The sequence below is a fragment of the Nitrospira moscoviensis genome (genome assembly GCF_001273775.1).
Taxonomy (GTDB): domain Bacteria; phylum Nitrospirota; class Nitrospiria; order Nitrospirales; family Nitrospiraceae; genus Nitrospira_D; species Nitrospira_D moscoviensis.
Window position 1 is genome coordinate 4,405,589 of sequence record NZ_CP011801.1, and the last position, 26,972, is coordinate 4,432,560.

Annotated in this window: 24 protein-coding genes and 2 pseudogenes; 18 read left to right on the top strand and 8 right to left on the bottom strand. The window is 53.8% G+C overall.

Features of this window, described 5'->3' with window-relative positions; genetic code table 11:
• The first annotated feature begins 12 nt into the window (after positions 1-12).
• The 5 genes from NITMOv2_RS23125 to NITMOv2_RS25240 are packed head-to-tail and all read left to right on the top strand — an operon-like array spanning position 13 to position 7,421.
• Entirely contained in the window at positions 13-813 is an 801-nt protein-coding gene (locus tag NITMOv2_RS23125; RefSeq protein WP_145976119.1) for a TnsA endonuclease N-terminal domain-containing protein, read from the top strand.
• An 8-nt stretch (positions 814-821) separates the two neighbouring features.
• Entirely contained in the window at positions 822-3,011 is a 2,190-nt protein-coding gene (locus NITMOv2_RS21455; RefSeq protein ID WP_053378032.1) for a Mu transposase C-terminal domain-containing protein, read from the top strand.
• Positions 2,984-4,576: an ATP-binding protein gene (locus NITMOv2_RS21460; RefSeq protein WP_083447632.1), complete on the top strand. Its 1,593-nt coding sequence runs from the start codon at positions 2,984-2,986 to the stop codon at positions 4,574-4,576. The genes NITMOv2_RS21455 and NITMOv2_RS21460 overlap by 28 nt, the downstream gene beginning before the upstream one ends.
• The gene (locus tag NITMOv2_RS21465) at positions 4,577-5,713 is read left to right on the top strand and encodes a TniQ family protein (RefSeq protein ID WP_053378030.1); all 1,137 of its coding nucleotides are present in this window, start codon (positions 4,577-4,579) and stop codon (positions 5,711-5,713) included.
• Positions 5,714-5,738: 25 nt separating this feature from the next.
• Positions 5,739-7,421, top strand: coding sequence for a TnsD family Tn7-like transposition protein (locus NITMOv2_RS25240; protein WP_420799905.1), 1,683 nt, complete (start codon positions 5,739-5,741; stop codon positions 7,419-7,421).
• A 358-nt stretch (positions 7,422-7,779) separates the two neighbouring features.
• Here the strand turns inward: NITMOv2_RS25240 and istB are convergent, their stop codons facing one another.
• Complete coding sequence (istB, locus tag NITMOv2_RS21475) at positions 7,780-8,544, bottom strand: IS21-like element helper ATPase IstB (protein WP_053378012.1); 765 nt, start codon at positions 8,542-8,544, stop codon at positions 7,780-7,782.
• On the bottom strand, positions 8,544-10,082 hold the full coding sequence (istA, locus tag NITMOv2_RS21480) for an IS21 family transposase (protein ID WP_145976116.1): 1,539 nt from the start codon (positions 10,080-10,082) through the stop codon (positions 8,544-8,546). Before istA ends, istB begins: the two co-directional genes overlap by 1 nt.
• A gap of 133 nt (positions 10,083-10,215) precedes the next feature.
• Between istA and NITMOv2_RS25245 the strand changes: the two genes are divergently transcribed.
• The gene (locus tag NITMOv2_RS25245) at positions 10,216-10,626 is read left to right on the top strand and encodes an antitoxin Xre/MbcA/ParS toxin-binding domain-containing protein (RefSeq protein ID WP_145976118.1); all 411 of its coding nucleotides are present in this window, start codon (positions 10,216-10,218) and stop codon (positions 10,624-10,626) included.
• A 572-nt stretch (positions 10,627-11,198) separates the two neighbouring features.
• Positions 11,199-11,405 (top strand): hypothetical protein, encoded by a 207-nt coding sequence (locus NITMOv2_RS24580; RefSeq protein ID WP_053378027.1) that lies wholly within the window; start codon positions 11,199-11,201, stop codon positions 11,403-11,405.
• 68 nt (positions 11,406-11,473) lie between these two features.
• Here NITMOv2_RS24580 and NITMOv2_RS25250 read toward each other — a convergent pair.
• The 3 genes and pseudogenes from NITMOv2_RS25250 to NITMOv2_RS21500 form a co-directional block, all read right to left on the bottom strand.
• Positions 11,474-11,761, bottom strand: a pseudogene (locus NITMOv2_RS25250) (thermonuclease family protein); the annotation flags it as partial.
• Between the two features lie 55 nt (positions 11,762-11,816).
• Positions 11,817-12,884: a cytochrome-c peroxidase gene (locus tag NITMOv2_RS21495; RefSeq protein WP_053378026.1), complete on the bottom strand. Its 1,068-nt coding sequence runs from the start codon at positions 12,882-12,884 to the stop codon at positions 11,817-11,819.
• A 626-nt stretch (positions 12,885-13,510) separates the two neighbouring features.
• Entirely contained in the window at positions 13,511-14,125 is a 615-nt protein-coding gene (locus NITMOv2_RS21500; RefSeq protein ID WP_202967287.1) for a cytochrome P460 family protein, read from the bottom strand.
• Between the two features lie 433 nt (positions 14,126-14,558).
• On the opposite strand from NITMOv2_RS21500, the gene NITMOv2_RS21505 reads away from it, so the two are divergent.
• The 6 genes from NITMOv2_RS21505 (at position 14,559) to NITMOv2_RS21530 (ending at position 21,072) form a co-directional block, all read left to right on the top strand.
• On the top strand, positions 14,559-15,113 hold the full coding sequence (locus tag NITMOv2_RS21505; RefSeq protein WP_187299302.1) for a Crp/Fnr family transcriptional regulator: 555 nt from the start codon (positions 14,559-14,561) through the stop codon (positions 15,111-15,113).
• Positions 15,114-15,849: 736 nt separating this feature from the next.
• The gene (locus NITMOv2_RS21510; RefSeq protein WP_053378023.1) at positions 15,850-16,467 is read left to right on the top strand and encodes a cytochrome P460 family protein; all 618 of its coding nucleotides are present in this window, start codon (positions 15,850-15,852) and stop codon (positions 16,465-16,467) included.
• A 150-nt stretch (positions 16,468-16,617) separates the two neighbouring features.
• Entirely contained in the window at positions 16,618-18,123 is a 1,506-nt protein-coding gene (locus tag NITMOv2_RS21515) for a protein adenylyltransferase SelO (protein WP_202967288.1), read from the top strand.
• Positions 18,124-18,456: 333 nt separating this feature from the next.
• Complete coding sequence (gene msrA, locus NITMOv2_RS21520; RefSeq protein WP_053378022.1) at positions 18,457-18,960, top strand: peptide-methionine (S)-S-oxide reductase MsrA; 504 nt, start codon at positions 18,457-18,459, stop codon at positions 18,958-18,960.
• A 223-nt stretch (positions 18,961-19,183) separates the two neighbouring features.
• Positions 19,184-19,504 (top strand): hypothetical protein, encoded by a 321-nt coding sequence (locus NITMOv2_RS24325; protein ID WP_202967289.1) that lies wholly within the window; start codon positions 19,184-19,186, stop codon positions 19,502-19,504.
• A gap of 248 nt (positions 19,505-19,752) precedes the next feature.
• A complete protein-coding gene (locus NITMOv2_RS21530; RefSeq protein WP_053378020.1) occupies positions 19,753-21,072 on the top strand; it encodes a lactonase family protein in 1,320 nt (439 codons plus the stop codon).
• Positions 21,073-21,727: 655 nt separating this feature from the next.
• Here NITMOv2_RS21530 and NITMOv2_RS23145 read toward each other — a convergent pair.
• The 3 genes from NITMOv2_RS23145 to NITMOv2_RS25260 all read right to left on the bottom strand — a co-directional run bounded on the left by NITMOv2_RS23145 (position 21,728) and on the right by NITMOv2_RS25260 (position 23,011).
• Positions 21,728-22,345: a uracil-DNA glycosylase family protein gene (locus NITMOv2_RS23145; protein ID WP_083447627.1), complete on the bottom strand. Its 618-nt coding sequence runs from the start codon at positions 22,343-22,345 to the stop codon at positions 21,728-21,730.
• Positions 22,346-22,551: 206 nt separating this feature from the next.
• Positions 22,552-22,863 carry a transposase gene (locus NITMOv2_RS25255; protein ID WP_420799878.1) on the bottom strand — a complete coding sequence of 104 codons (312 nt, stop codon included), beginning with the start codon at positions 22,861-22,863 and terminating at the stop codon, positions 22,552-22,554.
• Positions 22,808-23,011, bottom strand: coding sequence for a twin-arginine translocation signal domain-containing protein (locus tag NITMOv2_RS25260; protein ID WP_083447625.1), 204 nt, complete (start codon positions 23,009-23,011; stop codon positions 22,808-22,810). The genes NITMOv2_RS25255 and NITMOv2_RS25260 overlap by 56 nt, the downstream gene beginning before the upstream one ends.
• A 410-nt stretch (positions 23,012-23,421) precedes the next feature.
• On the opposite strand from NITMOv2_RS25260, the gene NITMOv2_RS21540 reads away from it, so the two are divergent.
• From NITMOv2_RS21540 to nirK, 5 genes and pseudogenes are all read left to right on the top strand, one after another.
• Complete coding sequence (locus tag NITMOv2_RS21540; RefSeq protein WP_083447624.1) at positions 23,422-23,670, top strand: transposase; 249 nt, start codon at positions 23,422-23,424, stop codon at positions 23,668-23,670.
• 141 nt (positions 23,671-23,811) lie between these two features.
• Entirely contained in the window at positions 23,812-23,973 is a 162-nt protein-coding gene (locus tag NITMOv2_RS25265) for a transposase (RefSeq protein ID WP_187299305.1), read from the top strand.
• Positions 23,952-24,320 (top strand): annotated as a pseudogene (locus NITMOv2_RS21545) (integrase core domain-containing protein); the annotation flags it as partial. The gene NITMOv2_RS25265 and the pseudogene NITMOv2_RS21545, both read left to right, overlap by 22 nt.
• Positions 24,321-25,039: 719 nt before the next feature.
• Positions 25,040-25,681, top strand: coding sequence for an acyloxyacyl hydrolase (locus NITMOv2_RS23165; protein ID WP_083447622.1), 642 nt, complete (start codon positions 25,040-25,042; stop codon positions 25,679-25,681).
• 178 nt (positions 25,682-25,859) lie between these two features.
• Entirely contained in the window at positions 25,860-26,873 is a 1,014-nt protein-coding gene (gene nirK, locus NITMOv2_RS21550) for a copper-containing nitrite reductase (RefSeq protein WP_053378018.1), read from the top strand.
• Positions 26,874-26,972: the final 99 nt, after the last annotated feature.

The window sequence follows — 26,972 nt, forward strand, 5'->3', positions numbered from 1 at the left end:
ACGAGGGGCTTTGTGGCGGGACCCATCCCAAAAGTCACCGAAGCACTCATCCAACGCTGGATTCAAAATGGCCGTGGCCAAGGAGAAGGAGGTCTCTATTTTCCTTGGTACACGATCTTCGATGTGCGTGGCCCCTCGCTCCGCACGCGCATTTGGGGTACGAAGGTTCACCGTATCCACCATCTTCTCAGCCTCCTTGAGCTCATCCTCTTTTATCATAACGAGTTTCGCCCTTCGGTATTAGATATCAGAGAGCAATTCCCCCTCTTCCCCAGGGAAGAGTGCTTTGACATCGCGGATCAGCTTGGGATCAAACACCCGACCGCTCCCAAAACGGACTGTCGTATTGTCGTCACAACAGACCAATTTGTCACTCTAGAAAAAGGCATGGGGCGGCACTGGGAAGCGTGGAGCGTCAAATACGTCTCCGACTTGCAGGGGCGGAGTCTCGATAAGCTCGAAATTGAACGACGGTACTGGCGTCGCCGGGGCATTCCATGGCGCCTCTTTACGGATAGAGATCTGACACCAGCGATGCTGCATAACTATCGCTTTCTGCATCCCTACCGCGAACGGAGCGCGCTTCAGCATCTTCCCGATGATTTCATCGCGTATGTATCTCAACATCTGCGCGCCGAAGTCGCGCATCATACAATCCTCTCTAAGCTGTGCACTCCCTGCGATCACATTGGATCGCAGAAACCAGGCAGCGCCATGCAGGTGGCGCGGCACCTATTAGCGAATGCCACGTGGCCTCTCGATATGCATCAGCCCCTAGGGCCTCGAGCACCCTTAGCATTTCGGATGGCATAGGAGACGCGATGGACATACTGCGGTTATCCTTGATCGCTTGGAGAGACCCGAACAATCATGACCTCTATGTCGATATCAAGCGTGTCCTCTGGATATCACCGGATAAACACTCTGTCATCACGATCTCGCTGGGGATCAAGAAAGGGATGCCGCAATCATGCAGCATGAAAGACCTCTGCGAAGATCTAGCCTATCAACGCGCTGAGATCACCACGGACGACCCATTCGCCTACCTGCATCGAGACGAGTCTTCTCTTTCTGAGAATGAACGAGCGTCCCGTGACCGAATTCACGCCGTGCTTGGCCCCCTCTTAGAGATTCACTTCGAAGCGCTGCTGTGTAGACAGAAACGCGGTGCCTTCGTCACACGGATTATGAAAGACCATAAGTGGAAGAAGAAAGAGATCTATAAATACCTGCGCCGCTATTGGCAAGGCGGATGTGTGAAGAACTGCTTTCTGCCTGATTGGCACCTGCGCGGCGGGAAAGGCAAACGGAAATCCTGTTCTCCTGACAAAAAGCGAGGGCGGCCGTCTGATGCCTGGTTGACCAATCGGTCCTCAGACTGGGGCATTAATGTGGATGCGGACATCCGAGCGCGCCTCATCAAAGGGATCAAAGAGTTCTACAAAGATGGTCGAACGTTTACGAGCGCTTTTGAGGATATCAAGCGGAAACATTTTGTGCAGGAAATGCTGTTACAGAATGGCGTATGGGTTCCTCAACTGTGGTCGGTCCTTCCCACGATCGAGCAGGCCAGATACGTCTACCAGACCGAATTCCTGGATGAAACCAAAAAGCTTCTTAACAAGGTTGGCCGTCATCGTGTCAATCTTCAACACCGCGCCCTCATAGGAAATCCCAATCGTCTCGTCATCGGCCCCGGTAGCCTCTATCAGATCGATGCCACGGTCGGCGATATCTATCTGCGAAGTCAGCTGGATCCCCAACGCGTGATCGGCCGGCCAGTCATATATCTGGTGGTAGACGTCTTTAGCCGTATGATCGCCGGATTCGCCGTACTCATGGAGGGACCCAGCTGGATGGGTGCGATGCAGGCGCTCGAAAATGCCTTCTGTAACAAGGTGGAATTCTGTCAGGGGCTTGGCATTACCATTTCCCCCAATGATTGGCCCTGTGAAGGCCTACCTGAATCCATCCTTGCCGACAACGGAGAATTTCTTGGATACAACGCGGAAAGCCTGGTGCAACTCGGCGTGCCCGTCCATCAAGCCGCCCCACTGCGACCGGATTGGAAGGGACTTGTAGAACGCTATTTCAGGACCGTGCATGACAGGATCAATTGGGTTCCTGGCTATGTGCATCCCGATCGGGACCGAGGTGATCCTGACTATCGCCTCGATGGAGCCCTCACCCCACGATCGCTCAGGGAATTATTGGTCTGGTGTATTCAACAGTACAATCTGCACCACCATCTCGATCGCTATCCCTTGACGCAAGCCATGATCGAGGATCACATCACACCGTACCCGGCAGCATTGTGGAATTGGGGGGTCCAAGAAGGGTCTAGCGCGCTTCGCGCGGCAGTTCCTGACCAAGTCCGTGCCTGTCTCCTCCCACGAGACACCGCTCGGGTCACACGCCAGGGCATTCGCTTTAAGAGCCTCTATTACATGTGTTCGACGGCACTGACACAGCAATGGTGTGTCAAAGCCTCTCTTCGAGAATGGACCGTCGATGTCGCCTACCACCCACGCAGTACCAAAATCTTATTTGTTTGCTTGAACGACGGTCGGACTCTCGAGCCTTGTCAGTTGCTGGAACGTGTCAATGAAACCTCGTGGCAGGGACAAGACTTGTATGATGTCGAAGATTATTTCAAGATTCGCTCCATAGAAGGGAAAGTTGCCAAACAGTCCAAAACCCAACGGACAGCTAGCTTCGTCTCGAAGCAAGAAGCCATTGTGGAAGCGGCGGTCCAGGCCCGAGATAGCCACGTACCATCGATCAGCAAATCGGCTCAGTTAAAAGCCATCGGCCACAACAAGCGCCTCGAGCAACAGTATGAGCAACAACAACACGTTGCCAAGTATTTGCCGGCGCCGCAGGCAGAGCCAGGACCTCCGCCGCCGGACAGCCAGGACGAGTATGTGCCTCCGGACAAACCCTATGACCTGCTGCGCCAAATGCGAGAAAGGAGGGCCGCCCAATGGAAGAATCCATCCACCCCCCTATGATTATCCGCCGTGGTCGGTGGGAAATGGCTCACTACCAAGACCTCTTGGACATCCCGATGTACAACATTCCGACCATCCGTGCCCTACCACGCATTTTCTCCCGAGAAGACACGATCACCGCGCTCGCGAAAATGCCCGCCTATAATCCCAAGAATCGGTCCGCTCGTGCCGAAGATCGTTTACACATGATCCAAGCCGACATGCTCGAGTGGTTCGAGCCACTTCCGATCCACATCGACCTAGAGCAACGGCTTTCGCGTGTGATCCGAGGAAGTCTGCCCTATCGCAACCCGTTCAAGCCGGGATACTACGGTGAAGCTAACAACAAAATCGACGAGTTGGAAACGCTCATCCGCATGCGGACCCCCACCGTGGAGCAGAGAACAACGGCCTTGGGCTTTGCCATGATTGGCATGAGCGGAATGGGAAAGACGACCACGCTAGAACGGATCTTCGCCACGTACCCGCAAGTCATCCTTCACAGGGAATATGAAAAGCACCCATTTCCCTTTCAACAGCTAGTCTGGGTACACATGGATTGTCCTCCAGACGGTTCATTGCGGGCGCTATGCCTCAACTTCATCACGACCGTCGACGACATTCTTGGCACTACCTATCGCAAGACCCACGTGCGACGGATGACCACAGCCGATATGTTGATGCCCGTCATGGCAATGATTGTGAGTAATCACAATCTGGGCGTTCTCGTCGTCGAAGAGGTGCAGAATGCCAATGCCGCCACAAGCGGCGGGTCAGAAGCGCTATTGAATGCCCTTGTGCATTTGGTCAACACCATCGGTGTTCCGATCATCTATGGTGGGACCTTTGCCTCTTGGCCCTTACTGACCCGGCAGTTCCGACAAATCCGGCGAGGCTCGGGGCAGGGCGACTTTATGTGGGAGCGCATGGATCGCAACACTGAGGATTGGGCGAACCTGATCGAAAGCATGTGGCAATTCCAATATACCCGTCATAACACGCCCATAACCTCAGAGCTGATGGATGTCTTGTTTGACGAATGCCAAGGCATCACCGATTTCGCGATCAAAGTCTTCATGTTAGCCCAGTGGCGTGCCATTACTACGGGGCGTGAACGCATCACGTCGGCTCTCATCCGTTCGGTCGCACACGATAGCCTTCGGAGCTCTCGCCATGTCCTTGATGCCTTACGCGGCAACGTGACACTTGAGGATCTCACGAAGTTAGGAGACGTCTATCCACCTGACATGTCTCTTTTCAATACAGAAAAGCCCGTTAACGCTTCGGTTCCAACTGAACCAACAATCGCGTCCACTACTGGATCGGATCACGCAGAACAGACACTAGCAACACCAGGCCGATCTAAGCCTAAGGGGTCCCATAGCAATGAATCCTTATCACAGGACTCTACCGTCGTCCCAGCCGAGGTGCCCGCAGCGACCGCCGAACGGGTGAATACCGGTACAGATTCTGACTCGTCACCCGCAGAACCGACGTTACGCCAGATAGCTCAAGAGTGTGAAAAAGCGGGGATCTCCCTGCATACAGGCCTTCAGGTGCAAGATCTTGGCTTTGCATCTCTTTAAATGGTGGAGCAGAAGATGAACCATTGCCTACCTCACGGCTATCCAGAAGAGTTGCTGTATAGCATCTGTTGCCGCTTTGCAGAGAGGCTTCGCCAGCCTTCGGTGGTGTGCTTTAAAACTCTTTTGGGGACATCGAGCGGTCCGGTGCGATGGGATCTGCCTCGCAACCTAAGTACCTTCGGTCGAGAGTTGCCGCCATGGCACCCGCTGACGATCCGCCGGCTTATCTCCGAGCACACACTGCTAAATTTCTACCGGCATTTCGTCGATGCCGACATGTTGACGCACTTCCGGACGTTCGTGTATGAGGGCGCTTCGTTGCCGTGCGACGGATTGTTTGCCTGGCTCACTGGCCATTTTGTCGCCAGCGCGTACCTCAAATACTGCTGGGCGTGCGTCCAAGAGGATCGCAAGATGTATGGAGAAACGTACTGGCATCGTGCTCATCAGATCCCGGGCGTGCAAACATGCGCCACACATCAGGCGTTTCTTGCCACCAGTACCATTGTGAATTTTGGGAAAAGTTATAGCCAGCTTGCCCCTCGTTCGGCAGAGCAAGCGGTTCAAGAGGTCGCGCTCACGCTAGTCGATAAACACAAACCTAAGGATGTGAGGTGTCATGAACTGGCTCTCCTCGCCGATGAGCTGCTGCATACACACGGCAGCGATGTGATGCCGCTAGAGCAGCTCAAGCTCTATACCGCGCGGCTTGCTGAACAACAGTTGCGTCTGCCATGGTCCACACCGAAGCACCTCAAAGAGTATTTTAAGAAGGTCACGTGGATCGGGCCAGGTGGCATTCGCAGCGACAATCCATATTGCGGGCTGCTCGATATGTTAGCCGCCTACGGCCCAGACACACCTTTAAAGGTCGCCTGGCTGTCGTTCAAGGAGATTGGTGTGATGCCAGAACATCCAGGCCCCCCTCCAGAGAACAACCAGGGGTTTTTCCCAGACCATCTCTTTACACGACAGCCAGCGGAAACACCCCGAAGGCATGACTGTGCGCACCACATGTCGTTGGACGCCATCCTCGCAGAAGTGAAAGCCCTTGCCATTCGCGTTGCCGCTATCAAGCAGGAGTCTTTGGATGATTGCGCCGTGGCCAGTCCCGTATTCGGACGAGACACTCTATAGCTGGATAGCTCGATACCGTACGCGTATGCGGCATCCCTCCATCCAGTCACTCATGGAGGACCTATTTGGATCCCCAAGCACCGCTGTCTCTACAGATTATGGCTATGGGATCGAACATTTCGCAGCGAAGTTGAAGCCGTGCTTAGCACTTTCCCAGGTCGACCTTGTAAACAATCACACCCTGTTTCCCATCTATGCCCCTTTTCTGCAGCCACAACAGGCCCGTAATCTTCTGAAGGTGATTGAAAAAGGCTTAGCGAAGTGCCGGCGGCCCCCTCTCAACCCCAGACGAGATAGTGTGACAGTACCGGAATTTCTACGGTTCTGCCCGGAATGTGCCATGGAGGAGCGAACCATGTATGGCGAGTGCTATTGGCACCGTCTGCATCAAGTTCCTGGCATTGAAGTGTGTGCAAGGCATGAGGTCTGGCTTGAGTCAACGTCTGCGCCAACCCGGAGTCTCGGCGCGTGGCATACGTTCTCGCTTGCCCAAGACACAGTACCTACCGCAGAGAGTCGTTCACTTTCTGCTCACGAACCAGGCAGAAGCCTCCTTCTCCAGCTGGTCCATGATGCTGAATGGCTTCTCCAGCAACCCTCTCTTTCTGTCGATCACTCAGCGCTGTGGAAGCGTTATCGCTTTCTACTCAGAGAACAAGGACTCAGCAGTTATCGAGGAAAGGTTTCGATTGGTAAACTCCTCGCGCGCATCCATCAGACAATCCCCATGGCAATGCTATCTCGAAACGAAGGCACCTCTGGGCGCCTAACCTCAGGAAGAGGCCTTCTTAGCCTCCTGCGCAAGCCGCGGGGAGGATTGCCCCCCCTGTACCATTTGCTCATGATCCAATTACTTGGAACGACAGCGGAAGATTTCTTTCACATGCCACCCGAACCTGAAGCTTTCGGTATTGGCCCATGGCCGTGCCTTAATCCCATTGCCCCACATTACCGGACTCCGGTGGTCACGAAGTGCTCGATCGATGTGCAAAAGGATGGCGCACGTCCCGTGGCAACATTTTCGTGTGACTGTGGATTTCAGTATGTACGAGTCGGACCAGACTGGGGACCGCTCGCTCAGTATAGCTATACCCGTGTAGCCCAATATGGGGCCTTATGGGATGGCAAGTTCAAGCGCCTCTGGTCAACAGCAGAACTTACGCTGCAGTTCATTTCTCAAGAGGTTGGAATCGCAGAAAAGAATCTGTCATTGCATGCTGCCCGGCTCAAACTCCCCGTATGGAGAAGAGAGCATGGACGGGCCGCCACACCGGGTCGCAAACGCACCTGGCGCGGACGCCCGGAACGGCCCGCAGGAGCGTCACTTGCCTTAGCACGAGAGAGCTGGATAACTTTGTGTCACCTGACCCCCCTTTCAGGATCCGAATTAAGAGAAGAGCGCCGACTCTACCACTGGCTTTTTCGACATGATCATGCCTGGCTCATCGCTCAACCTCGTCGGCCGAGAATCCCTCGTCTGGCTGGATCACACACGAGAGTCGACTGGATAGAAAGAGATCAGTTTCTTGTCCATGTTCTTGAAAGACAACCCTTACTTCCAGCTCTGTCAGGACATCACCGCATCTCAATAAACAAGCTCATCAGACAATCTGGATACCGACACCTCATTCAACCTAATTTACACCGCCTTCCCGCGACTCGTGCCACACTCAATCGAATCGTCACCTCTCATATGCCAGAAGACTAGAAACGAACGGAGGATCGCATGACGATGGGTATGATGCAGGGGTATCGCCAAGCAGTGCAAAAGTTTAGTGGCATTAAGAAACTCACTGACGAGGCCATGCAAGATTGGCTCGATATTGCTTTGCCAAAACTGCCGCCACGCACACAACAGATGTTCGTCGATGAGGTCTTCTTCCTGACAACAGGATTGCCGCCCTCGTATGCGGAGAGTGAGTGCCCTCAACCGCCAAAAAGTGGTAGAGCATCGCGTGCCAAAACCAAAACTATGATGATCGACGCGCAAGCTGTGTATTCCGCTGAATCCGGCCACCGATTCCGAGCGAATCCGGCCACCCCTCGGAGCCCCGCGACGCAGGGCCTCAGTGGTCTGTCTTCAGTGGCCGACTTCCGTCCGATTTTGCCAGCCGTTTGCGCATCGATTCTCCTTTGAGCGTGATCTTATAGGCGTTGTGCACGAGCCGGTCAAGAATGGCATCGGCCAGCGTCGGCTCCCCGATCGCCGTATGCCAGTGATCGATCGGGAGTTGACTGGCCACGAGGGTGGCCCGCCGCCCGTGGCGATCATCAAGGAGTTCCAACAGATCGCGGCGCTGTTCGTCAGTTAAGGGAGCCAGCCCCCAATCATCGAGGACCACGAGGTCCGTCTTCGCGAGACTCCGGAGCAGGCGCCCATAGCGGCCATCGCCTTTGGCCACCGCCAGCTCCCGGAAGAACCGCGGCAGTCGCAAATACAAGGCGGAGCAGCCCAGCCGGCAAGCCATCTGGGCCAACGCACAGGCCAGATACGTCTTGCCCGCGCCGGTGGGCCCCACAATCAACACATTGTCATGCTGACGAATCCACTGCCCCGTAGCCAGGGACGCGATGACGCTTTTCTCCAGCCCCCGCGGATGGCGATAATCGAGATCTTCCAAGGTGGCACTGCCGGGGAACCGGGCCTGGGCCAGCCGCCGCGCCAACCGGTGATTGTCCCGGACCGTGCACTCGCGATCGACGAGCAGCCCCAGTCGTTCCTCGAAGCTGAGCCGCTGCACCTCAGGCATCTCCAGTTGTTCCGCCAAAGCGGTGGCCATGCCGGTGAGCTTCATCGCCTCCAGCGCCGTGAGTGTGGGATGACGTAACATCAGAACCCTCCTTCCTGTTGATAATAGGTGGTGCCGCGCAGATGGTCGTGCGCATGCGGGAGTGGGACCGTCGGAACCGGCTCGGGGAGCGGCTGCTGGTCGAGGCCGGTCTGTAAAATGGACTGCACGCTCTTATAGGTGAACGCCTCCAGCACCTGCGCCCGCCGACAGGCGGCCTCCAACCGCGCTGCGCTGTACGTCCGCTCCAGGCGGAGAATCCCCAGACAGGAGCGATAGCCTTGTTCGGGATGCGGCCGCCGCGCCAGGAGTTCGGCCACGACGGTGCCGGTCGCGGGCCCGACGGTCTCCGCCCACTGGATCAGCCGGGAGGGCGACCACGCCAGATAGCGTTGGTGCGCCGAGGGGAGATGCGCGGTGACCGTGGTGTGGCGGCCGCGCTCGGCACTCCGCATATGGCTGGCCACCCGCTGCCCCTTGTAGAAACACTCGATGGTGGCCGCCGTGAGCCGGACATCCAGGGCCTGATGGACCAAGGCGGAGGGGACGCTGTAGTAGTGGCCCTCGACCTCAAGATGCGAATCGATATTCACTCGGGCGATCCGCCACTCGGCATAGACGTAGGGCTCGGTCGGCAGCGGCTGCAAGGCCGGCCGATCCACGGCCTCGAACTGGGACTGCCGACAGCCAGGGAGCTTTTTGAAGGGCCGGCGATTCAGCCGGTCCAAACAGGCGGCGATGGCCGTATTGAGCTCCGCCAGACTGAAGAAGGGGTGATGCCGCAGGCAGGCCAGGATCCAGCGTTCGACGAGCAGCACGCCCGCTTCGACCTTGGCCTTGTCCCGCGGTTTGCGCACCCGCGCCGGGATTACCGCGACGCCGTAGTGCCGGGCCAGATCGGCGTAGGTGGGGTTCAGCTCCGGTTCATACCGGCAGGCCTTGGTGACGCCGCTGCGTAAATTATCGGGCACGAGGATTTCCGGCACACCGCCCAAGAAGGCGAAGGCCCGGACATGCGAGCCGGTCCAATCGGGGAGCGTTTGGGTCCAGGTCGCCTCGGCATAGGTGTAGCTCGATGCACCAAGAACCGCGACAAAGATCTGGGCCTGTCGAATCGTCCCGGTCTGCCGATCCTGGACCGGCACGGTCTGGCCGGCATAATCGACGAAGAGTTTCTCGCCCGCCCGATGCTCCTGCCGCAGACACCGATCCAGGGTGGCGCGCCAGGCCCCGTAGAGATCACAAAAGCGGCTGTACTGATAGCCGTCGGGGTGCTGCGCTTTGTATTCCTGCCACAGCAGCGCCAGGGTCACGCCCTTGCGCGTCAATTCCTGATGCACCGTGGCCCAGTCCGGCATGGCCCGCGGCGGGCTGGTCGGCGAGGGGGCCGCCGGATACAGCCGGGTTTCCAGCTGCGCGTCATCCAGCTCTTCCGGCAACGGCCAGGACAGCCCAGCCGCCGTGGCGCGATAGAGCGTTTCCGCCACCGTGCTGCGCGCCACCCCACAACTGGCCGCGACTTGTCGGTTGCTGAGCCCGCAAGCCCATTTGAGTCGCAATAGGTCTTTGATTTTTCGCATGGTCACTCGCTCCGCTGGCATCAGTCCCTCCCCCCTAGTAAATGGAGGGGACACGATACCCAGGTTGAGGAGGACCTGTGTCGCGGGCGGCTCCGACAGGAGCCCGTGGCGGATCGCCGGCTTATTCCGAGGGATGTCGGCCACCGATTCCGAGGAGACTCGAAACAGTGGCCGACTTCCGGTCGGAATCAGTGGCCGCGTTCCGTCGGAATGGGTGGCCGACTTGCGTCGGAATCAGTGGCCGGCTTGGGTCGGAATACGCACGCAAGCGACACAGGAGGCCTTTGATCTACAGCAGCGGGTAAGTGACGTATTGGGTGGCGAAGTCGCAGCAACGGCATGGCTGATCCGTAAACATCGGGCGCTCAAGAACAAAACTCCGCTTTCCATTCTTGGAACCACGGCCGGAAACGCTCGCGTGGAGCAGCTCTTGAAGAGGACTAAACGATCTCCACTTCCCGTAGACGCGCCACTTCAGAAAAAGAAAACCGTTGCCAGTCGAAAGGCTCGCTCCGTGAGCACGATCCGGAAGGCGGAAGATTGAGGCTAGGTAGTTGATCAGCTTATGGAGCACCGTCCTTCGGACGATCCTGTGGATGTCTCTAGATTCCATTCGGTCTGGCGAGAGAGGTCTCATCCCACAAGGATGAAGACTTCATTGAGATGAGCAGACAACAAGACAGCCCTCGTAACCTTACTCCGGCCATTATTCATGTCCGCCTCTCCGCTGAGCCCCTTTCACCCCAAAAGCAGGAACAGGTACGCCAAGAGGTCCAGGAGATCTTGAAGCGGCGTCAACACTATCTAGACCTGGCTCGCAGGTAACACCACCTTAATGATTGAATAGGGCTTGTCGTTAAGCTGGCCCGTGGGGTTTCTTTGTTTCCACGAACGCAATAGTTTCTAGGCAGGGCACTGAGCTTGCGTGGATCTCAGCTGAAACAAACTCGGCGCTGATCGGATCAATCTCAGTGGCGTCTAGGTGTTCCAATGCTGTGAGGATTTCCTGGAGGGAATGACCGGCACGCGGTTCAAGTATCACATGGAGCCGTGAGGGCACCTCGGGTTGTTGAGAGGATTCGTACATACTGGGATCATACCAAAACGAGGGTGTCGATGAGCAGACAACTCGAGAACCCGCACAGCATCACCCCGGCGATTATCCCTGTTATGCTCTCTTCTGACCCGCTCTCATCAGAAAAGCAGGAGCGCGTGCGTCAGGACATCCAGGAACTCAAGCAGCGGTGGCAACACCACCAGGACGAGATCCGAAAGCAGGCTACGTTAAATAATGAGTCGGATGACGTCAACCGGATCACGTAAGGCGTGGGGGGGCGTTTAGCCTTCCGCCATTCCCATGGCGGAATGGGCTGAGCCTCAGCCCAGAGCCCCATTCGCTTCTCCCCTGCGTCTGTTTCGAGCTCCTCTAACACCGCATTTCTCGGTGCATATTTGCAATACCACCAACACATTCCTACTTTCACGAGTTGCTGTTTGAGATTGCCCCCATCCGGTAGGACGACATCTGCGAGAGTCCGATCATAGCGGTCCTTTCCGAATGTCCGCATTGTGACATCTTTCCCAAGAGTGAGGGTAGATATGCCCTTTGTGGCACCCTTTCCTACGGTGTGTTGGTGCCCACATTCGGGCCGCCGCTCGTGCTTTGGAGGCGAGAGCAGCGGCCCATTTCGTTATGGCCATTGAGGAGGTGGGTTTAGCGCTAGCTTTCAGGCGTTACTTTGGGAAAGACGCCGGCGGCAGAACATGTTGCCACCCTTCTCCATTTAGAGCAGTTAAAAATGCTTCAAGATCCTCTCGTTCTTCGTCCGAAAGAAATAGTGAACCGATCGTATTGTCTTGAAACGGATTCTTTACTCCCCCATGGTTATAGAAATTGATGACCTCCCTCAAGGTGTTAAAGCGACCGTCGTGCATATATGGGGCCGTACGGGAGATCTCTCGCAAGGTAGGTGTTTTAAATGCTCCAATATCCTCAGGCTGATGGGTTATGGCATATCGTCCTAAATCCACGTGACTCGATTCCCAACCAATTCCCAAATTATGAAATTGTTCATCTGTATAATTTGGTCCCGCGTGACATCGTATACAACGGCCCTTTCCTTGAAAGACACGAAATCCCCGTTGGGCTGACTGCGTCAAAGCGTTGAGGTCGACACCGTAATCGAAACGGTCTACAGGGCTATTGCCGGACAATATCGTTCGTTGAAAATTTGCGAGAGCGATCCCAACATTTTCTATAGTGATGTTTTCGCTAAATACTTCCATGAATAACTTGCGGTAGCCCCGAATGGACCTGAGCGTCTTCACTACGTCATCGTAAACGAGAAACCCATGCTCTACGGAGTTTACTAACGGACCGAGGGATTGTTCTTCCAGCGTGGCTGCGCGCCCATCCCAAAACAGCTGCTTGCCAAAGACACGATTGATGACCGTCGGAGCATTACGGTCGCCAGTCAAACCTCTGACCCCTCTTGAGACCGGGCGAGAGTCCGTAAACGCCGTTGTAGCGATGTGGCAACTTGCGCAAGCAATTGATCGGTCGATGGAGAGCCGCTTGTCGAAAAACAACAGTCTTCCGAGCTGGATCTGCCCTTCGGTCAATACGTTTCCAGCAAGAAGACGGTCATTGGGATTCTCGAGGCCTAAGAGGGATTTCAGAACGACGGGTGTCCGCGTGGAAGGAGGTTTCTCCTGGGTGCCGGCTGTCGCATATGACGCCCCCACGAATTGAATGATCGCCCACGTGCTGATCGTCAGTATCGAGCCCAAGACGATTCTCATGTCTATGTTCCTTCCGGTACTTCTCCGCGCTGGTGGAAGACAGACGTCTCTACCCAAACCCCGTTTACAACTCGCTGGGCAACCGTTTCGTACGCAGATTTGTACTGCATCAAGCAGTGATGTGTCGTCACCAAGATACTATTCAACCGAAGGCTGAACGCCACGTATCCTGTTGGGTCTAATGGAGCTGTAATGTCTCTCGGGTGATTAACTATATGATGCACGGGAATCCGATCGACGTACAATCCCGGGATATACGATCCCTTAGGTGTTGGCAATAATGATTCTCCGATGTACGTACGGGAGCTTGGGGATTCGACGCAGACCAGAATCCCTTCTATTGTGAAGCGAGTCTGCCGTTCAAGCGCCCAAATCATCGCGGAAAGGGCATTGACCAACTAGGGCATTCATAGAGTGTTTCTGAGCCTGGTTTGGTGGAAAGGTATAACGATGATCTACATTAAGACCCTCAAACAGCTCCTGTCTTTCTGGAAATCTCTGTCATCAAACAGTACGCTTGCGGGTCTCTTGGCGTGTCATTCGTCGAAGAACTTCATGAGAGCGCCGTTAAATAAATCCGCGCCTGAACTCCGTAGAAGTTCAGGCGCGGGTCTCCGAACAACGCTCTACTTTCCTGCCGCTGCGATGGCTGCTCGAATCACAGGGTAGTGCTTCGAAAATACAAAGTCGGTGGCATTGGCCTCATGACATCGGTTGCACTCATCGACCTTATTCGGTAAGGATACTTCCTTGAGTGGATAGGAATGTCCAAAGCTGAAATACCCCCAGTGTCCTGGGTCCTTTGGGAAGCGCTTGGTATCCAGGACCGATACCTCAAGGCCAATAAATTCTCCTTGGAAATATCCAGCCCCGCTGCTGGCTTCTTTCTGCCCCACGCTGACTAATTCTTTCACCAACACAGTCCCGTCACGGTACTTCCCGGTCTTTTCCAAATAGGCAAAGCTTTCGGGGTCCATATAGACGTTGTGAAATTCCGGGAAGTTGGCTTTCCCATCATTCATATCATTCGGCGTAACCGGCGTGCCGACATAGACCCACTTCCGATAGGCCGCTGGCGAGAGCCTCTTCATCTTACCTTCTGGCGTATACTCGACCGTTTTCGAGCCCCCATTCCCCTCTCCAGCTTGGGCGACTACACCGACGCTCCCCGAATACCAAAGCAATCCTCCGAGTAACGCAGCAATCACTAACGTGCTCTTCCTTTTTGACATGCTGTACATGCGGCCCCCCTTAAATGTTTGTAGGTAGAAGACAAGTAAACCAGCTGCAAACTGTTTGTAACAAATTACGGGGTAGCCATCAGTCATGTGTATGACAAATGATTAATTACTTTTTATGTAGAGTAACCTGCACGGTCAGGGACGCGGCATTTCAAGATATGAATGGACGCGCCTGCTCAGAGAGATTGTGAGTTGAAGCGGAAGCTAACGAGTAGCTATTTCTGGCGGCATAGAATATCTCAATAGTTACAAATTATTACCGTAAAGCGTATCATTCGCTCGACTAGCTGACCAATCGACTAACTCAGGGTGTGCTCATATGGATCTTCCTCAAGCCCTTGCTCAGCGTACACTTTCAATCTGGAAGCAATTGTGCTCTTTTCGGCGGCACACCCTCAAGCACGGAGCGGAGATACACCTGTCGTCGACCAACATGAAATTCTATATCGTAGATAAGGGCTTTGTGCGACTCACGTCCATTCAATTAGATGGAAAACGGGTAACAAGAATGATTCTTGGAAAAGGAGGGATGTTTGGCCAGCTACCGTTTGTTCCGAGTCTCTTTAGAACCGATGAGGACGCACTGGCCAACGGACCAACCTGCGTCCTTGAGTTTGATTTTGTGTCTATGGAAGAAGCGTTGGGAGACAACACGGCCGCGCAGCGCCTTCTGGTGGAACTCCTTGGAGCACAGTTACAGATGCTGTCTCGCAGACTGCAGTGGCAGCAAACCAATCCGCTAGACAAACGTATAGCTCTGGTCCTTTATGACCTCTTGTGCTTCGGAGGGAGACCCTGTCCCCATGGCCCGGGTTATGCCGTTGATATTCGGGTAACGCACGAAGAGCTTGCGGAAATCATCGGAGCAGCCCGTCCAACTGTGAGCGCCATCTTAAGCATTTTTCACCAAGAACAACTTATCTCATCCACGAGAGCGTTCATATGCGTAAGAAATCTTGAACGGCTAAAACACCGTTTAGCCTATTGACCAGCCGAAGAACGGAAAGATCCATCCAATGCGTTCCTGCGCAAGGCACTAGCTGCCGGATTATATCCCAAATGTTACCTTGGCAATCCTCCGCCAGAGATAGGAATGTTAGCTTCTCGGGTGCCTGGATCATAGCGAATGCACAGGCTGCAAGCGTTCCGCTCTCACACCCGATTCCTCCTCGCAATATCTGACCAGGCTAATTCCCGTTGTTTTCGCAGGGGCCATACTCACGGCTATGGGCACAAGTCGCAAAAGCACTCGAGGGCTGGGTATTGACGAGAACTAAGGAAAGTCTGATTTATTCCGGTTCTGACATAAGTAAATATTGAAAATCAGGGAACTCCTACGCGTTCCCGTCGAGGAGAATATATTAATCAGACTTTCCCTAAGAAAGAACCTGACGCGATTGCATTTCGCTTTTAAAGCTATCTACCTTACCATCCTTTCCCCCGATGCATGGATACGCTCCATTATCACCGTAGGTATCTTCTAATTTATTATTTACATACGTCATATATCTGACAGACGCGTGCACATGCCTTGCGATATTTTCTCACACTATGTCACTCATTCGAATGAATCATGGAATTTGTCGTTTTCCTATACGGAGCAAATTGCTCAGAAGTGTACGCAGCGGCGTGGTGATCAAATATCAGTGCCAGTGGGCTTGATCGAGGCAACTGAGTCATATCAGATCTGATTCAGATCTGAGCTTAACCTAGGAGGTGTGCACATGAGCAAGGCTGGATACTTAATTGTCGTACTTTATTTCGTGCTCATATCAATTGCCCAGAGCAGTTCATCGCTCGCCGAGGGGGAACAGCCCTTTTCTCCAGCTGTCGATGTTGCAACGGGAGCACTTCACGTTCCGGAAAACTATACGGAGTGGCCGACGTTGGGAACGTGGGCTCACGCGAACACTGGTGAAAGTCTTGAGAAGATGGGGCCGGGCCTCCACGAATACCATACGGTATACACTCAGCCTGAGACCATCGCCTACTATAAAAAGACGGGACGGTTTCCCGATGGGGCCGTGCTGGTAAAAGAATTACTAAATGCGAAGACTATGGCGATGACAACGGGACCGGCGGTCGGTCACGCCACCACTATTAAAGGGTGGTTCGTGTTAGTGCGCGATACCAAAGGGCGTTACAAGGAATCGAGTCTGTGGGGAGATGGTTGGGCCTGGTCACTTTTCAATGCAGAGGACCCCAACCATACAGTGTCTAAAAATTACAAGACTGATTGCATCCCTTGTCACGTACCAGCGAGGGAACTTGCGCGGTCCAATGCACCTGATGCAGACAAATGGATCTATGCATTTGGTTATCCCGTTCTCCAGAAGAAGTGATTGAGGCCGATCTGCTCGGATTGTCAGCTCAGATCCGTGGGGGCAAATCGAGGGTTTAAGAAGAAGTGGTTCTCCGAAAACCTCGAGTGGGCATAGGTATCTATATTTGGTCCGAAATGAGAACCGCACCGAGGCCCTAATACGATAGCCATGGATCTTAATAGCACGGTATCACGAGAGGAAGAGATGGTTCGGCTCGAACACACCTACGCTGAAGAGCTTCTAGGATGCTATGTTTCATGGCACCCGGTCCATGTCGTGAAACCTGTCCTGCTTCAGCTGAACTACCCCTTGGCTCGCCAGTTAGGTTTTGCCGTCGACAATGTAGATTCGTCACGTTGGGCTGCCATTTTCTCTGGGAATGCACAATTACCCGGATGTTTTCCGTTGGCTCAGGCATATGCCGGACACCAGTTCGGGGTATTCTCTCCGACACTGGGAGACGGCCGTGCGCTCCTCCTCGGCGAGATCGTGGACCGCCTAGCGCGTCGATATGATATTGCACTGAAGGGTTCAGGGCCAACGCCCTTTTCACGGGGAGGGGACGGACGGGCGGCAATAGGTCCGGTCCTTCGGGAGTACCTGATTGGGGAAGCCATGCATGCTCTAGGGATCCCCACCACGCGCGCCTTGGCAGCGGTCGGCACTGGGACAATCGTCTATCGGGACACACCGTTGCCTGGCGCTGTTTTGACGCGTGTAGCAGCGAGCCATTTGCGGATCGGTACATTTGAGTTTTTTGCGGCCCGTGGAGAGTTTGATCAGGTGCAAAAGCTCGCAGACTACGCAATCCGACGACATGATTCTGAACTGTTCAATCATCCGGATCGGTATGTCGAATGGCTGCGTGCCATTGCAGATCGTCAAGCACAATTGATCGCCCAATGGATGCATGTCGGGTTTGTTCATGGCGTGATGAATACCGATAACGTGACCATTTCAGGAGAGACAATCGATTATGGACCATGTGCATTTATGGAGACCCATGATCCACAGGCCGTCTTCAGTTCGATCGATCATCAGGGGCGCTATGCCTATGGAAATCAGCCTCGTATTGCACAATGGAATTTTCTGCGATTGGCTGAAACGGTATTGCCGTTGATAGCCGAGCATGATCCCGGTCGCTCATTATCAAGGGTAGTTGATATCATCGAGGCCTTCCCTGCGCGTTACGAGATTCATTGGTTGAGTATCGCGCGGGATAAATTGGGGCTCATCACGAATGAACCTGACGACGGTATTCTCGCTCGAGATTGGATCGTACTACTGGAAGAATCCGCAGTCGATCATACTCTGGCCTGGCGAAGGCTTGCCGACGCTGCGGAGGGGAATGAACAAAGCCTAGCATCGTTGTTTGTCACGACGACGAAATTGTCTCGCTGGTTGGGGCGTTGGCGTGAACGAAGCCGACGAGATCCGACACGGGTCCTGACTCAAGCTGAAAGAATGCGGCGCGTGAATCCCCTGTACATTCCACGGAATTACCAGGTGGAAGAGGCTCTCACGGCGGCGACAGTTCATGCCGACCTCCAACCCTTTGAACGACTGCTGGAGGTTTTAGCGCATCCGTTTGAGGAACGCGCCGATTCAGCCTCCTATGCCGAACCGGCGCCTGCTGAGGCCACGGCCTGCTACAAAACATTCTGTGGTACCTAACTACATCTGTCGTAGATGTGGGCGCTAAAGGCTCTTGGGAGGGCCTGGGTTAGGACACGTCTTATAGGTGTCCAGGAAGGGGCAGCCTTTTGGATTGCATTCTTTCTGTGGCTAGTTTCATTGCGAGGGATTTGCTTCCGTCAGCTGGGCGAGCGGGCGAGCAGGCGAGTGTGCCGATGAGTGGGCTGAGTGGGAGGATAAGATGAAAGTAAGCGGTCGCCGGTAATAAGAGTGTGGAAGTTATGATTATGAAGTTCATGAGAGGCCTGAGGAAAGCCAGCAATCTACGAACCACTAAACTAGGCTGAACCACGTTCATGAATGGAGACCGTCATGAGCCGAGCAGAGACAGTGATTTTAGCGGGTGGATGTTTTTGGGGGATGCAGGATCTGATTCGTAAACTGCCCGGTGTGCTCTCCACGCGAGTGGGCTACAGCGGCGGCAACGCACCGACTGCGACTTATCGCAATCATGGAACCCATGCCGAAGCAATCGAAGTGGTTTTCGACCCAGATCGGCTGCCGTTTCGAGGCTTATTGGAAACATTTTTTCAGATCCACGACCCCACAACCATCAATCGTCAGGGCAACGATCGAGGAACGTCCTATCGTTCTGGGATTTATTACACGTCCGATGAGCAGGGGCTGGAGGCGGAACGGATAATCGGAGAGATTGATGCCTCGGGAATTTGGCCAGGAAAGGTAGTCACGGAAGTCCACCCCGCAGGACCATTTTGGATAGCGGAGCCCGAACACCAGGACTATCTCAAGCACAACCCTCAGGGGTACACCTGCCATTTCGTGAGACCTAACTGGAAACTCCCGAAGCCGGCATGAACGTATGAGTCACTAGGAACGGATACATCTGCCCAAGAGGATAGATATGAATCAACGGGCGTCATCGCTTCTCAAGGCTCCGGAACTACGCGTCAGCCGATGGCTGGATGGTTATGGCCGACCGTGTGCTCCGCTGAAGCTAGCTGATCTTGGCACAGGATATAGAATCATCTTTTGTTTCCAACATTGGTGTCCTGGATGCCATTCCACTGGTTTTCCGACAATGAAAAAGCTGGTGAAGGCCCTCTCTCCAAAGGGATTTGGCTTTGCCGTTGTGCAGACCGTCTTTGAAGGCAAAGATGTGAATACATTCGAACGGATGCGGGACGCTCAGCTACTCTACGATCTTCAAGTGCCGTTCGGATACGACGCGCCGGAACGCGGATATCCTACGATCATGTCTGATTACCACACACGTGGGACTCCATGGTTCATCGTCATCAATCCGTCTGGGGAACCTATCTACGGAGGATTTACGCTCGACGCGGAAGGTCTTATTGCGTCCGCGGACTATCTCTCCTCGGTTACCACAGAGCCGGCCTGACAATCGGCTGCGTCGGGGAGAAGGATTCCACCTCCCATCGTGCTTACAGGAGATTCGAAATAGCACCTTGCTGAGACGCGCTGGAAGTGTGCTTCCGAATTATCTGAAACTTGTACGGGGCAGTGCCAGAACGGTCTTCAGCACGTGCTCCTGTCGTTACAGCGATTTCCGTGAAACGTCTTTAGCGTTGATATGTGTTCAGTGCTCGAAAGGCACCCACTTTTTACAAAATAGGAGGCGCAACGAACATGAAAGCCCAAGGTCGATATTTATACATCCAGACCAACGACATTCGTGAAGGCCAGAATGCAGTGCTAGGCTATACACGAAACGACGATGGGACGCTCACGCCCTTGCCTGGCAATCCATTTTATACAGGGGGAACGGGCATCAACAATGACACCCATGGCAAACTCGGCCCACATGACAACGATACCCCGCTGATTGTCAGCCAGGACGGGAAGCGTCTCTTTACGGTCAACACACATAGCAACACCATCGCCGTCTTCGATATTCAGTCCGATGGGACGTTACGGCATGTGAAAGGATCGCCCTTTTCGTCGCGCGGCGTCGCGCCGAACAGTCTTTCGCTGAGCGGAACGACGTTGCTCGTGTCAAACCGGAATGAAGATTATCATCAACTAGAGGCGTTGCGTGGCACGGCGAAAGCCAGCTACGTCTCATTCACGATCGAGCAGGACGGCACATTGCGATTTGTCTCTAAGATTGACGTGGAGAACTCACAGAAACCGACGCAGGTCTATGTCCCATCCGCATATCCTGACATAGCGTTCGGCAATGACTTCCAGGTGGATGTGGATTTCGATGGTGAAGGAACGAGATCGTTCTTAGCTGGACTCAAACCGAGCGTGCAAGGCCAACTCCATGTCTTTCAGGTGGGGCGAGACGGCCGGCTAACCGAGCGACGCTTGGTGCAACTACCAGAGACGAATCCCGGCTATAAGTACAAGGACATGGACGGCGTTCCGTCGATGCCTTTAGGCATCTGGGCACATCCTACGGAACCACTGCTTTATGTTGGGTTTGTCACCCGCAACGAATTGGGTGTCTACCGTTTCAATAAGGAAGGAGCGATGACATTTCTTGGCTCCGTCCCCAATAGCGGTCAGGATATTTGCTGGGTGTTGCCCAACAAAGAAGGCACTCGCCTCTATACGATCAATAATTTGCCTCGTACCGACAAAGACGATAAGGCAGCAACCGTGAGTACCTACGATATTTCCGGAGAGCGGGCCGTGAAACCCATCGAGATCAGCCGATTGCAGCTTCCACATCCAGGGGAGTGGTTTATTAACAACCGAATGTTCAGTCACCCAGGAAGCACGGCATTTCAATGCGTTCTGGATCCAAAGGAACAGTTCCTGTATGTCATCTGCCAACGGATCAATCAGACTGACGAGAACACGCGCGAAGAGGGAAATATTTTACATTGTCTACGGGTAGATGGCGAAGGCATCCCGTCCGTTGCACACTCCCGACATCTTGGTCAGGACGGGGTGTACTATCGGTCCCGGCCGCAGGGTATCACCACGTGTGACCAATCATGATGACGTACACATTTGATGCGAACATGATCATGCAGAGGGATAATTATTCGATCCACCTGGACAGCGAGTGGTGTTGATAATAGTGCTCTAGTCACTATTTGAGACCACGAGCTGGCTTTCAAGCAAAAAGGAGAATGCGATGAAATCGATCGGCAAAATGGTTGTACTCGTCGGGACCCCTCATCTTATCGGCATTCATGGTAGGAACAGGCTCCGCAGCCGAAGAGAAGATTGTCTTCAATAAAGATGGTTCCTTGAATCGGCCAGTTGGGTGCCGTGGCTGGATCCATGTAGGATCAGTCATCCTTCCGAAAGGTCTGATGAATGTCCTCGACAAGAAGCCGATACTGACGGCCGAATAATTAGATACCTATGTAATCCCTTGGCCCTATGACGTGTACATGAAGACCGGCAAGTGGCCTGACGGAACGATCGGTCCTCCCCCTGTTCTAACAACCACCCTAAAGTGTCCGTGAAAGCCCAGGAAGTCCACGATCGACTCTTCGAGTCGACGCGAAAAGGCTACGAAGCCCACAATTCCAAGGAGGATGATTGCAATCCGATACAGTTCCGGCATGAGGACGCTTTCAAATGTTAGGCGGGAGAAGCTCCCTGTAACCGCGCGTCGCCTTACCACAAGTAAGCCCAGAGATGCTCATTTCTTCAGAATCGTTCCCTTACGCAAGACAGTCTTCACTCTTCTTCTCAGCACCGGCAAGAGATCGTGTTCAAACCACAAATTGCGTTTCAACCAAATATTATTCCTCGGACTAGGGTGCGGAAGTGGAAGCCGGTCTGGCCAAAATTCCTTCCAAGCTTTGACAGCCTCGGTGACGCTCCGAAATGGGGATTCCTGTAAGTGATAGTCGAGAGCGTATTGACCAATTACGAGTGTGAGCTTGATATTGGGCAACATGGCTAAAAGCTCGGCTCGCCAGGCCGATGCACATTCTGGACGCGGAGGGAGATCCCCAGACTTGCCGGCCCCAGGATAGCAAAACCCCATGGGAAGGATCGCAATTTGATGGGCATCATAAAAGGTTTTTCGATTCACCCCTAGCCATTCTCGAAGGCGGTCTCCACTCGGATCATCAAAGGGTACACGGGTCTCATGGGCTTTTCGCCCCGGTGCCTGCCCAGCAATTAAAATAGAAGCCTTCGGGTGAATCTGTAGAATCGGTCGTGGCCCGAGAGGAAGGGTCGGTTGGCATATGGTACAAGCCTGAATATCTTGTAGGAGAAGGGAAATTCGCTTCTTCATGGTCTGGGCCATTTTATTGGTGCTCCTGATTCATGAGCAGCTAAGGCTCCTATAATCTGAAGATGAAAAACAAAGACATCGATAGAGCGGACAGCCTGCTTTTCCACTTTTTCGCATGGTCGGTGTTCTTCGATCACTGGTGATTGTCATTTCCCTGCAGTACTGTTTACCAGGTTCGGTAAAGTATTTCTGTTACTAAGGCTGGCGTTAGTAAAGCCTCATGCGGCAGCATAGAGGCATGAGGGCGCATGAAAGAACCGGCGGACAAGATGGGGGCGACGTTGAAAGCTGCACAGAATCCCATGCGCGCGGGTCTTCAACTCCGTTTTTGTCCGGGCGATCCCCCGGCCCAGCTCGGTTTTGACATGAGCCCATGCCAGTTCGTCGGGGTTCAAGTCTGGCGAGTACGGTGGCAAGAAGTGCACCTCCAAGCGTCCTGCCTGCCGTGTGGCAAACTGCTGAACCCGTCTCGCCTTATGCATAGGATGGCCATCGAGGATCAGCACAATCTTGCGGGGCACCACTTGCACCAGATGGAGTCGTGAGCAGGCCGACGGAATCCTTTGTGGCGGTCTTCGCCTTCTCATCGACCGCGGCGACCGAATGAACGGTCAGCACCGACGCAGCGACACCTGACCACTTCAGAAAATCACGACGGGAAACATTAGCTTTATACATGTTGTCACCCTTTTCTATTCAATATGCCCATGAATATCGATTCAATCGGGCAATCCGACGATTATTTCCCCCTCTCCAGTGCAATACCTGCATGCCTACTGTATTCCTGCTTCCGTGCAACGAGTGCCTGCCTCAATAATCTTATGCGTGGCCTCCGGCTTGCCATCCTTTAAAGCCCGTTGCGTAAAATCTTAATCACTCAGCTTTCACCAGACATCAACGAAACGTTGTGCATTCTAGTCAATACCTTCCTCAGGGTCTGTCATATACAGGACAAACCATTGCAATACCGTGAGAATCTTAGCGCCAATTTAGATAACAAACCGAATGATCGTACTAGGGTCGGGACTCATTAAGCTTTGGCCTTCCCTCGGGAAACGAGATGTGCTTCATTCGGGCTGGAGGTGGCCATGAGGGAAGTGTCTCTGTTGACCCAGCAGCAGTTGAACAGGATCAAGCCGTATTTCCCCGTCTCGTACGGCATCCCACGTGTGGATGATAGGCGGGTGATCAGCGGGATCATCTGTGTCATCCGATACGGCCTGCAATGGAAAGATGCGCCACCGGCCTATGGTTCGTACAAGACGCTTTACAACCGCTTCGTGCGATGGAGCCGGGCTGGGATCTTCAATAAGATCTTCCACGAGGTAGCACAGTAACACGGGACAACCGAATGCCTCATGATCGATGCCACGCATCTGAAGGCCCACAGAACCGCGGCCAGCTAGCTTACTTAAAAAAGGGCGCTGCCCCGCTGCATTGGCCGCACGAAAGGCGGCCTGAACTCGAAGCTGCACACCGTGTGCGACGACACTGGGAAGCCGGTACGTCTGTTGCTAACCACCGGGCCGACGAGTGATTACACCGGCGCGGGACACTTGCTCCTCAGTCTTCCTCGAGCCCAACATCTGATCGCCGACCGTGGGTATGACGCCGATTGCAGGTGCTGGATCGCGTCATGAGCCAAGGCCTGAGCCCTCGCTCCATCACCGTCGATCATGGCACCGAATTCCAATCACGCGCCTTGGAGGATTGGGCTTATCGACGTGGTGTCCAGCTCGACTTCATTCGACCGGGGAAACCAGTCGAAAACGCGTTCATTGAGTCATTTAACGGGCGGCTCCGCGATGAGTGCTTGAACGTCCACCAGTTCGCCTCGCTCGCCGAGGCCCAGGCCATCATCGAAGCGTGGCGGATGGATCACAATCACCACCGCCTGCACAGCTCACTCGGGCACCTGACCTCGAATGAGTTTCTCGCGCAACGTCAGGGACAATCGATCGTCGAAAAAGTCGTCTGCTCTGGTTAAGGACTGTCTCGTTACGGGACCAACGTCAACAGGCCTGCACACGACTCACCGAGAAGGCGTCCTGAAGCTGGCGGGTAAGTTCTCGGCGGGACGTGGGCTTCAAGCCTATTTCACAGGGCCTTCGACCGCATGAGCTTGTTTAGTGGGAGATCTGCCCAAACCGCTTCAGCTAGCTGTTCTCTTCCTCTTCCTGCCTAAACCTGCAGGGCTCACCCACTCGGAGATAAACATACCTCTCCTTTCAGATGTAGAAGGTTGCTCGGCGATGCCGAGCTGCTGGCAGATATCTCCGGTAGGGGGACGAATTCAGATTGTCAGAGGGCGTAAGCGATTGGCTCGTCGGTGCACTTTGGCCGCCTTATCGATCCACTCCTTTCGCAAGGGACCGCCAAAGCCGCTAGCGTCCCCCCGCTTTAACTTGCCGTCGTTTCCTAGAGAGCAATACATGACTTCAGACGGTATCTTTGCTCTCCAGATGAGCTTACACAGCCCTGTGTCTGACCTGATTACCATAGTCTTTTTCCGTATCGTTACTATCATGCCCATATGACAGGTTTTTGAATTGTCGGATATCTGACAGACTGATATCAGAAGACAGGCATATCATGTCAAACGATGGCCATTTAGAAAGTTGCCTGAGCGAGTGAGATGGGCAATCCACGCAGCAAGTATCTCATGTTGCAAGTTCTTTCCCTTAATAGAATGAGTTGCGAACCATCATGCCACGAGAACATCGTCATGCCGTCATCATAGTAGGAATTTTCATCGTCGCAATGCTCACAGGCGTCTGCCCCGCGCTTGGTGGGCCAACGGCATTCGAAGCGCGGGATGTGCTGACAAAGGGTACGATCGAATTAGGAGTGGCCGCAGGGTTTGATCAAGCCACAACGGCGATAGGGAATGCGCCGTCCGCTGATCGAAGCGCCGTTTTCGTCATGCCGAGGCTAGGCATGGTGTTGACTGATCCCGTGGCATCTGGCTGGTGGCAAGGTAACTTCGAGTTTGTGGTTCAGCCAGTGTTTGCTCGATTTACGAGGCCCTTTGCTGCGGAAGCCGCTGGGGGATCTTTTCTTCTTGCGTATAACTTCCTGTCATTAGGTCGATGGGTGCCTTTTGTGGACGCGGGGGCAGGCATGATTTGGACCAATCTTGCACCACGCATTTCGGAACAGAGCACTCAATTTGAGTTTACGTTGGAGACTGGACTTGGTGTTCATTATTTTCTTTACGAACACGTGACTTGGACAATGGGTGTACGGCTACATCACATCTCAAACGGCGGGCTTGGTGATCGCAATACAGGAATAAACGGAGTTCTTCCGTATGTGGGCATTTCGTTTTTTACCCCTAAATGGTTTTGACTGAATGTGCCTTGGGGTCACAACGCCTCTTACCGGCAGGTCAGGAACCGAATATAAGAGAAAGGAGCAATAGGCTAATCGGTGACGGTGGCATTTTGTAGAAATCTTTTTAATCTCCACGACTATAGCAGCGGGGGGGTCATGTAAACCGGCAGTGTACCATGGGAGGATATGGTTTATGTTCACATGCAAACGTTTCTTGTGTTGGTGTTTTGCAACATTGATGGGGCTTGCTTTCCCCTTTCCAAGTAACGCAACGGCGATGGAAACAATAGAGGCTCGTCTCACGACACCTCCAGAAGTTCCTCCTCCCACAGGCCGGACTCAACCAGCGCATGTTGTTGTACGTGTCCAGGCAAAGGAATTGATTGGTTCCATCGGGGATGGCGTCCAATACAAACTGTGGACGTTCAACGGAACGGTTCCTGGGCCTATGGTACGCGTGCGAGTGGGGGATACGGTCGAGGTTCGCTTAGAAAATCCAAAAGAGAATAAATTCGCGCATAACATGGATCTCCATGCGGTTAATGGACCCGGTGGAGGGGCAGGAGCGAATTTAGCGTTTCCCGGAGCCACAGGGGTGTTTACGTTTAAGGCATTAGCACCGGGTCTTTTTATGTATCATTGCGCGTCCCCCGTTCCCAACCCGCACATTCATCTTGCCAATGGCATGTATGGAATGATCCTCGTCGAGCCAGAGCATGGATTGCCGAAAGTTGATCGGGAGTATGCCGTCATAGAAAGCGAGTTCTTCACCAAGCCAAGCGAAGACAAAGATGTCTTAGAATTTTCGATGGAAAAGGGGTTGGCGGAACATTCCGACTACGTCGTGTTCAACGGGCACACCGGATCGTTATTAGGTAAGGGGGAATTGAAGGCCAGTGTGGGAGAAACTGTTCGCCTGTATTTCGGGAATATCGGACCCAACAGCGCCTCCTCTTTCCACATCATCGGAGAAATCTTCGATAACGTTCATACGGAGGGAACGATCGGAGGAACTGTAAACCATCATGTGCAATCAACGCTCGTTCCGGCTGCAGGGGCCACGATCGTAGAGTTTAAGGTCGACGTGCCTGGGGCATACGTCTTGGTGGATCATAGTTTTTTCAGGGTAGCCAAGGGCGCGTTGGGGATTCTTAAAGTGGGTGGAAATGATGATCCTAGTATTTTTCAAGCACACCCCGCTCCATAGAGGGGGGAGAGAATAACGACCGCCCATGATTGAACGACTGCCTGCTTGTGTGTGTTTTAGCATGGGCAGGCAGTTTCTTTTTGCTGCGGATTTGAGTCG

Excerpts from the sequence above, each read along its gene's own strand:
- NITMOv2_RS21455 (WP_053378032.1), top strand. The coding sequence starts at position 822 with ATGGACATACTGCGGTTATCCTTGATCGCTTGGAGAGACCCGAACAAT.
- NITMOv2_RS21460 (WP_083447632.1), top strand. The coding sequence starts at position 2,984 with ATGGAAGAATCCATCCACCCCCCTATGATTATCCGCCGTGGTCGGTGG.
- NITMOv2_RS21465 (WP_053378030.1), top strand. The coding sequence starts at position 4,577 with ATGGTGGAGCAGAAGATGAACCATTGCCTACCTCACGGCTATCCAGAA.
- NITMOv2_RS25240 (WP_420799905.1), top strand. The coding sequence starts at position 5,739 with ATGCGGCATCCCTCCATCCAGTCACTCATGGAGGACCTATTTGGATCC.
- istB (WP_053378012.1), bottom strand. The coding sequence starts at position 8,544 with ATGTTACGTCATCCCACACTCACGGCGCTGGAGGCGATGAAGCTCACC.
- istA (WP_145976116.1), bottom strand. The coding sequence starts at position 10,082 with ATGCGAAAAATCAAAGACCTATTGCGACTCAAATGGGCTTGCGGGCTC.
- NITMOv2_RS25245 (WP_145976118.1), top strand. The coding sequence starts at position 10,216 with ATGTCGGCCACCGATTCCGAGGAGACTCGAAACAGTGGCCGACTTCCG.
- NITMOv2_RS24580 (WP_053378027.1), top strand. The coding sequence starts at position 11,199 with ATGAGCAGACAACTCGAGAACCCGCACAGCATCACCCCGGCGATTATC.
- NITMOv2_RS21495 (WP_053378026.1), bottom strand. The coding sequence starts at position 12,884 with ATGAGAATCGTCTTGGGCTCGATACTGACGATCAGCACGTGGGCGATC.
- NITMOv2_RS21500 (WP_202967287.1), bottom strand. The coding sequence starts at position 14,125 with ATGTACAGCATGTCAAAAAGGAAGAGCACGTTAGTGATTGCTGCGTTA.
- NITMOv2_RS21505 (WP_187299302.1), top strand. The coding sequence starts at position 14,559 with ATGAAATTCTATATCGTAGATAAGGGCTTTGTGCGACTCACGTCCATT.
- NITMOv2_RS21510 (WP_053378023.1), top strand. The coding sequence starts at position 15,850 with ATGAGCAAGGCTGGATACTTAATTGTCGTACTTTATTTCGTGCTCATA.
- NITMOv2_RS21515 (WP_202967288.1), top strand. The coding sequence starts at position 16,618 with ATGGATCTTAATAGCACGGTATCACGAGAGGAAGAGATGGTTCGGCTC.
- msrA (WP_053378022.1), top strand. The coding sequence starts at position 18,457 with ATGAGCCGAGCAGAGACAGTGATTTTAGCGGGTGGATGTTTTTGGGGG.
- NITMOv2_RS24325 (WP_202967289.1), top strand. The coding sequence starts at position 19,184 with ATGAAAAAGCTGGTGAAGGCCCTCTCTCCAAAGGGATTTGGCTTTGCC.
- NITMOv2_RS21530 (WP_053378020.1), top strand. The coding sequence starts at position 19,753 with ATGAAAGCCCAAGGTCGATATTTATACATCCAGACCAACGACATTCGT.
- NITMOv2_RS23145 (WP_083447627.1), bottom strand. The coding sequence starts at position 22,345 with ATGGCCCAGACCATGAAGAAGCGAATTTCCCTTCTCCTACAAGATATT.
- NITMOv2_RS25260 (WP_083447625.1), bottom strand. The coding sequence starts at position 23,011 with ATGTATAAAGCTAATGTTTCCCGTCGTGATTTTCTGAAGTGGTCAGGT.
- NITMOv2_RS21540 (WP_083447624.1), top strand. The coding sequence starts at position 23,422 with ATGAGGGAAGTGTCTCTGTTGACCCAGCAGCAGTTGAACAGGATCAAG.
- NITMOv2_RS23165 (WP_083447622.1), top strand. The coding sequence starts at position 25,040 with ATGCCACGAGAACATCGTCATGCCGTCATCATAGTAGGAATTTTCATC.
- nirK (WP_053378018.1), top strand. The coding sequence starts at position 25,860 with ATGTTCACATGCAAACGTTTCTTGTGTTGGTGTTTTGCAACATTGATG.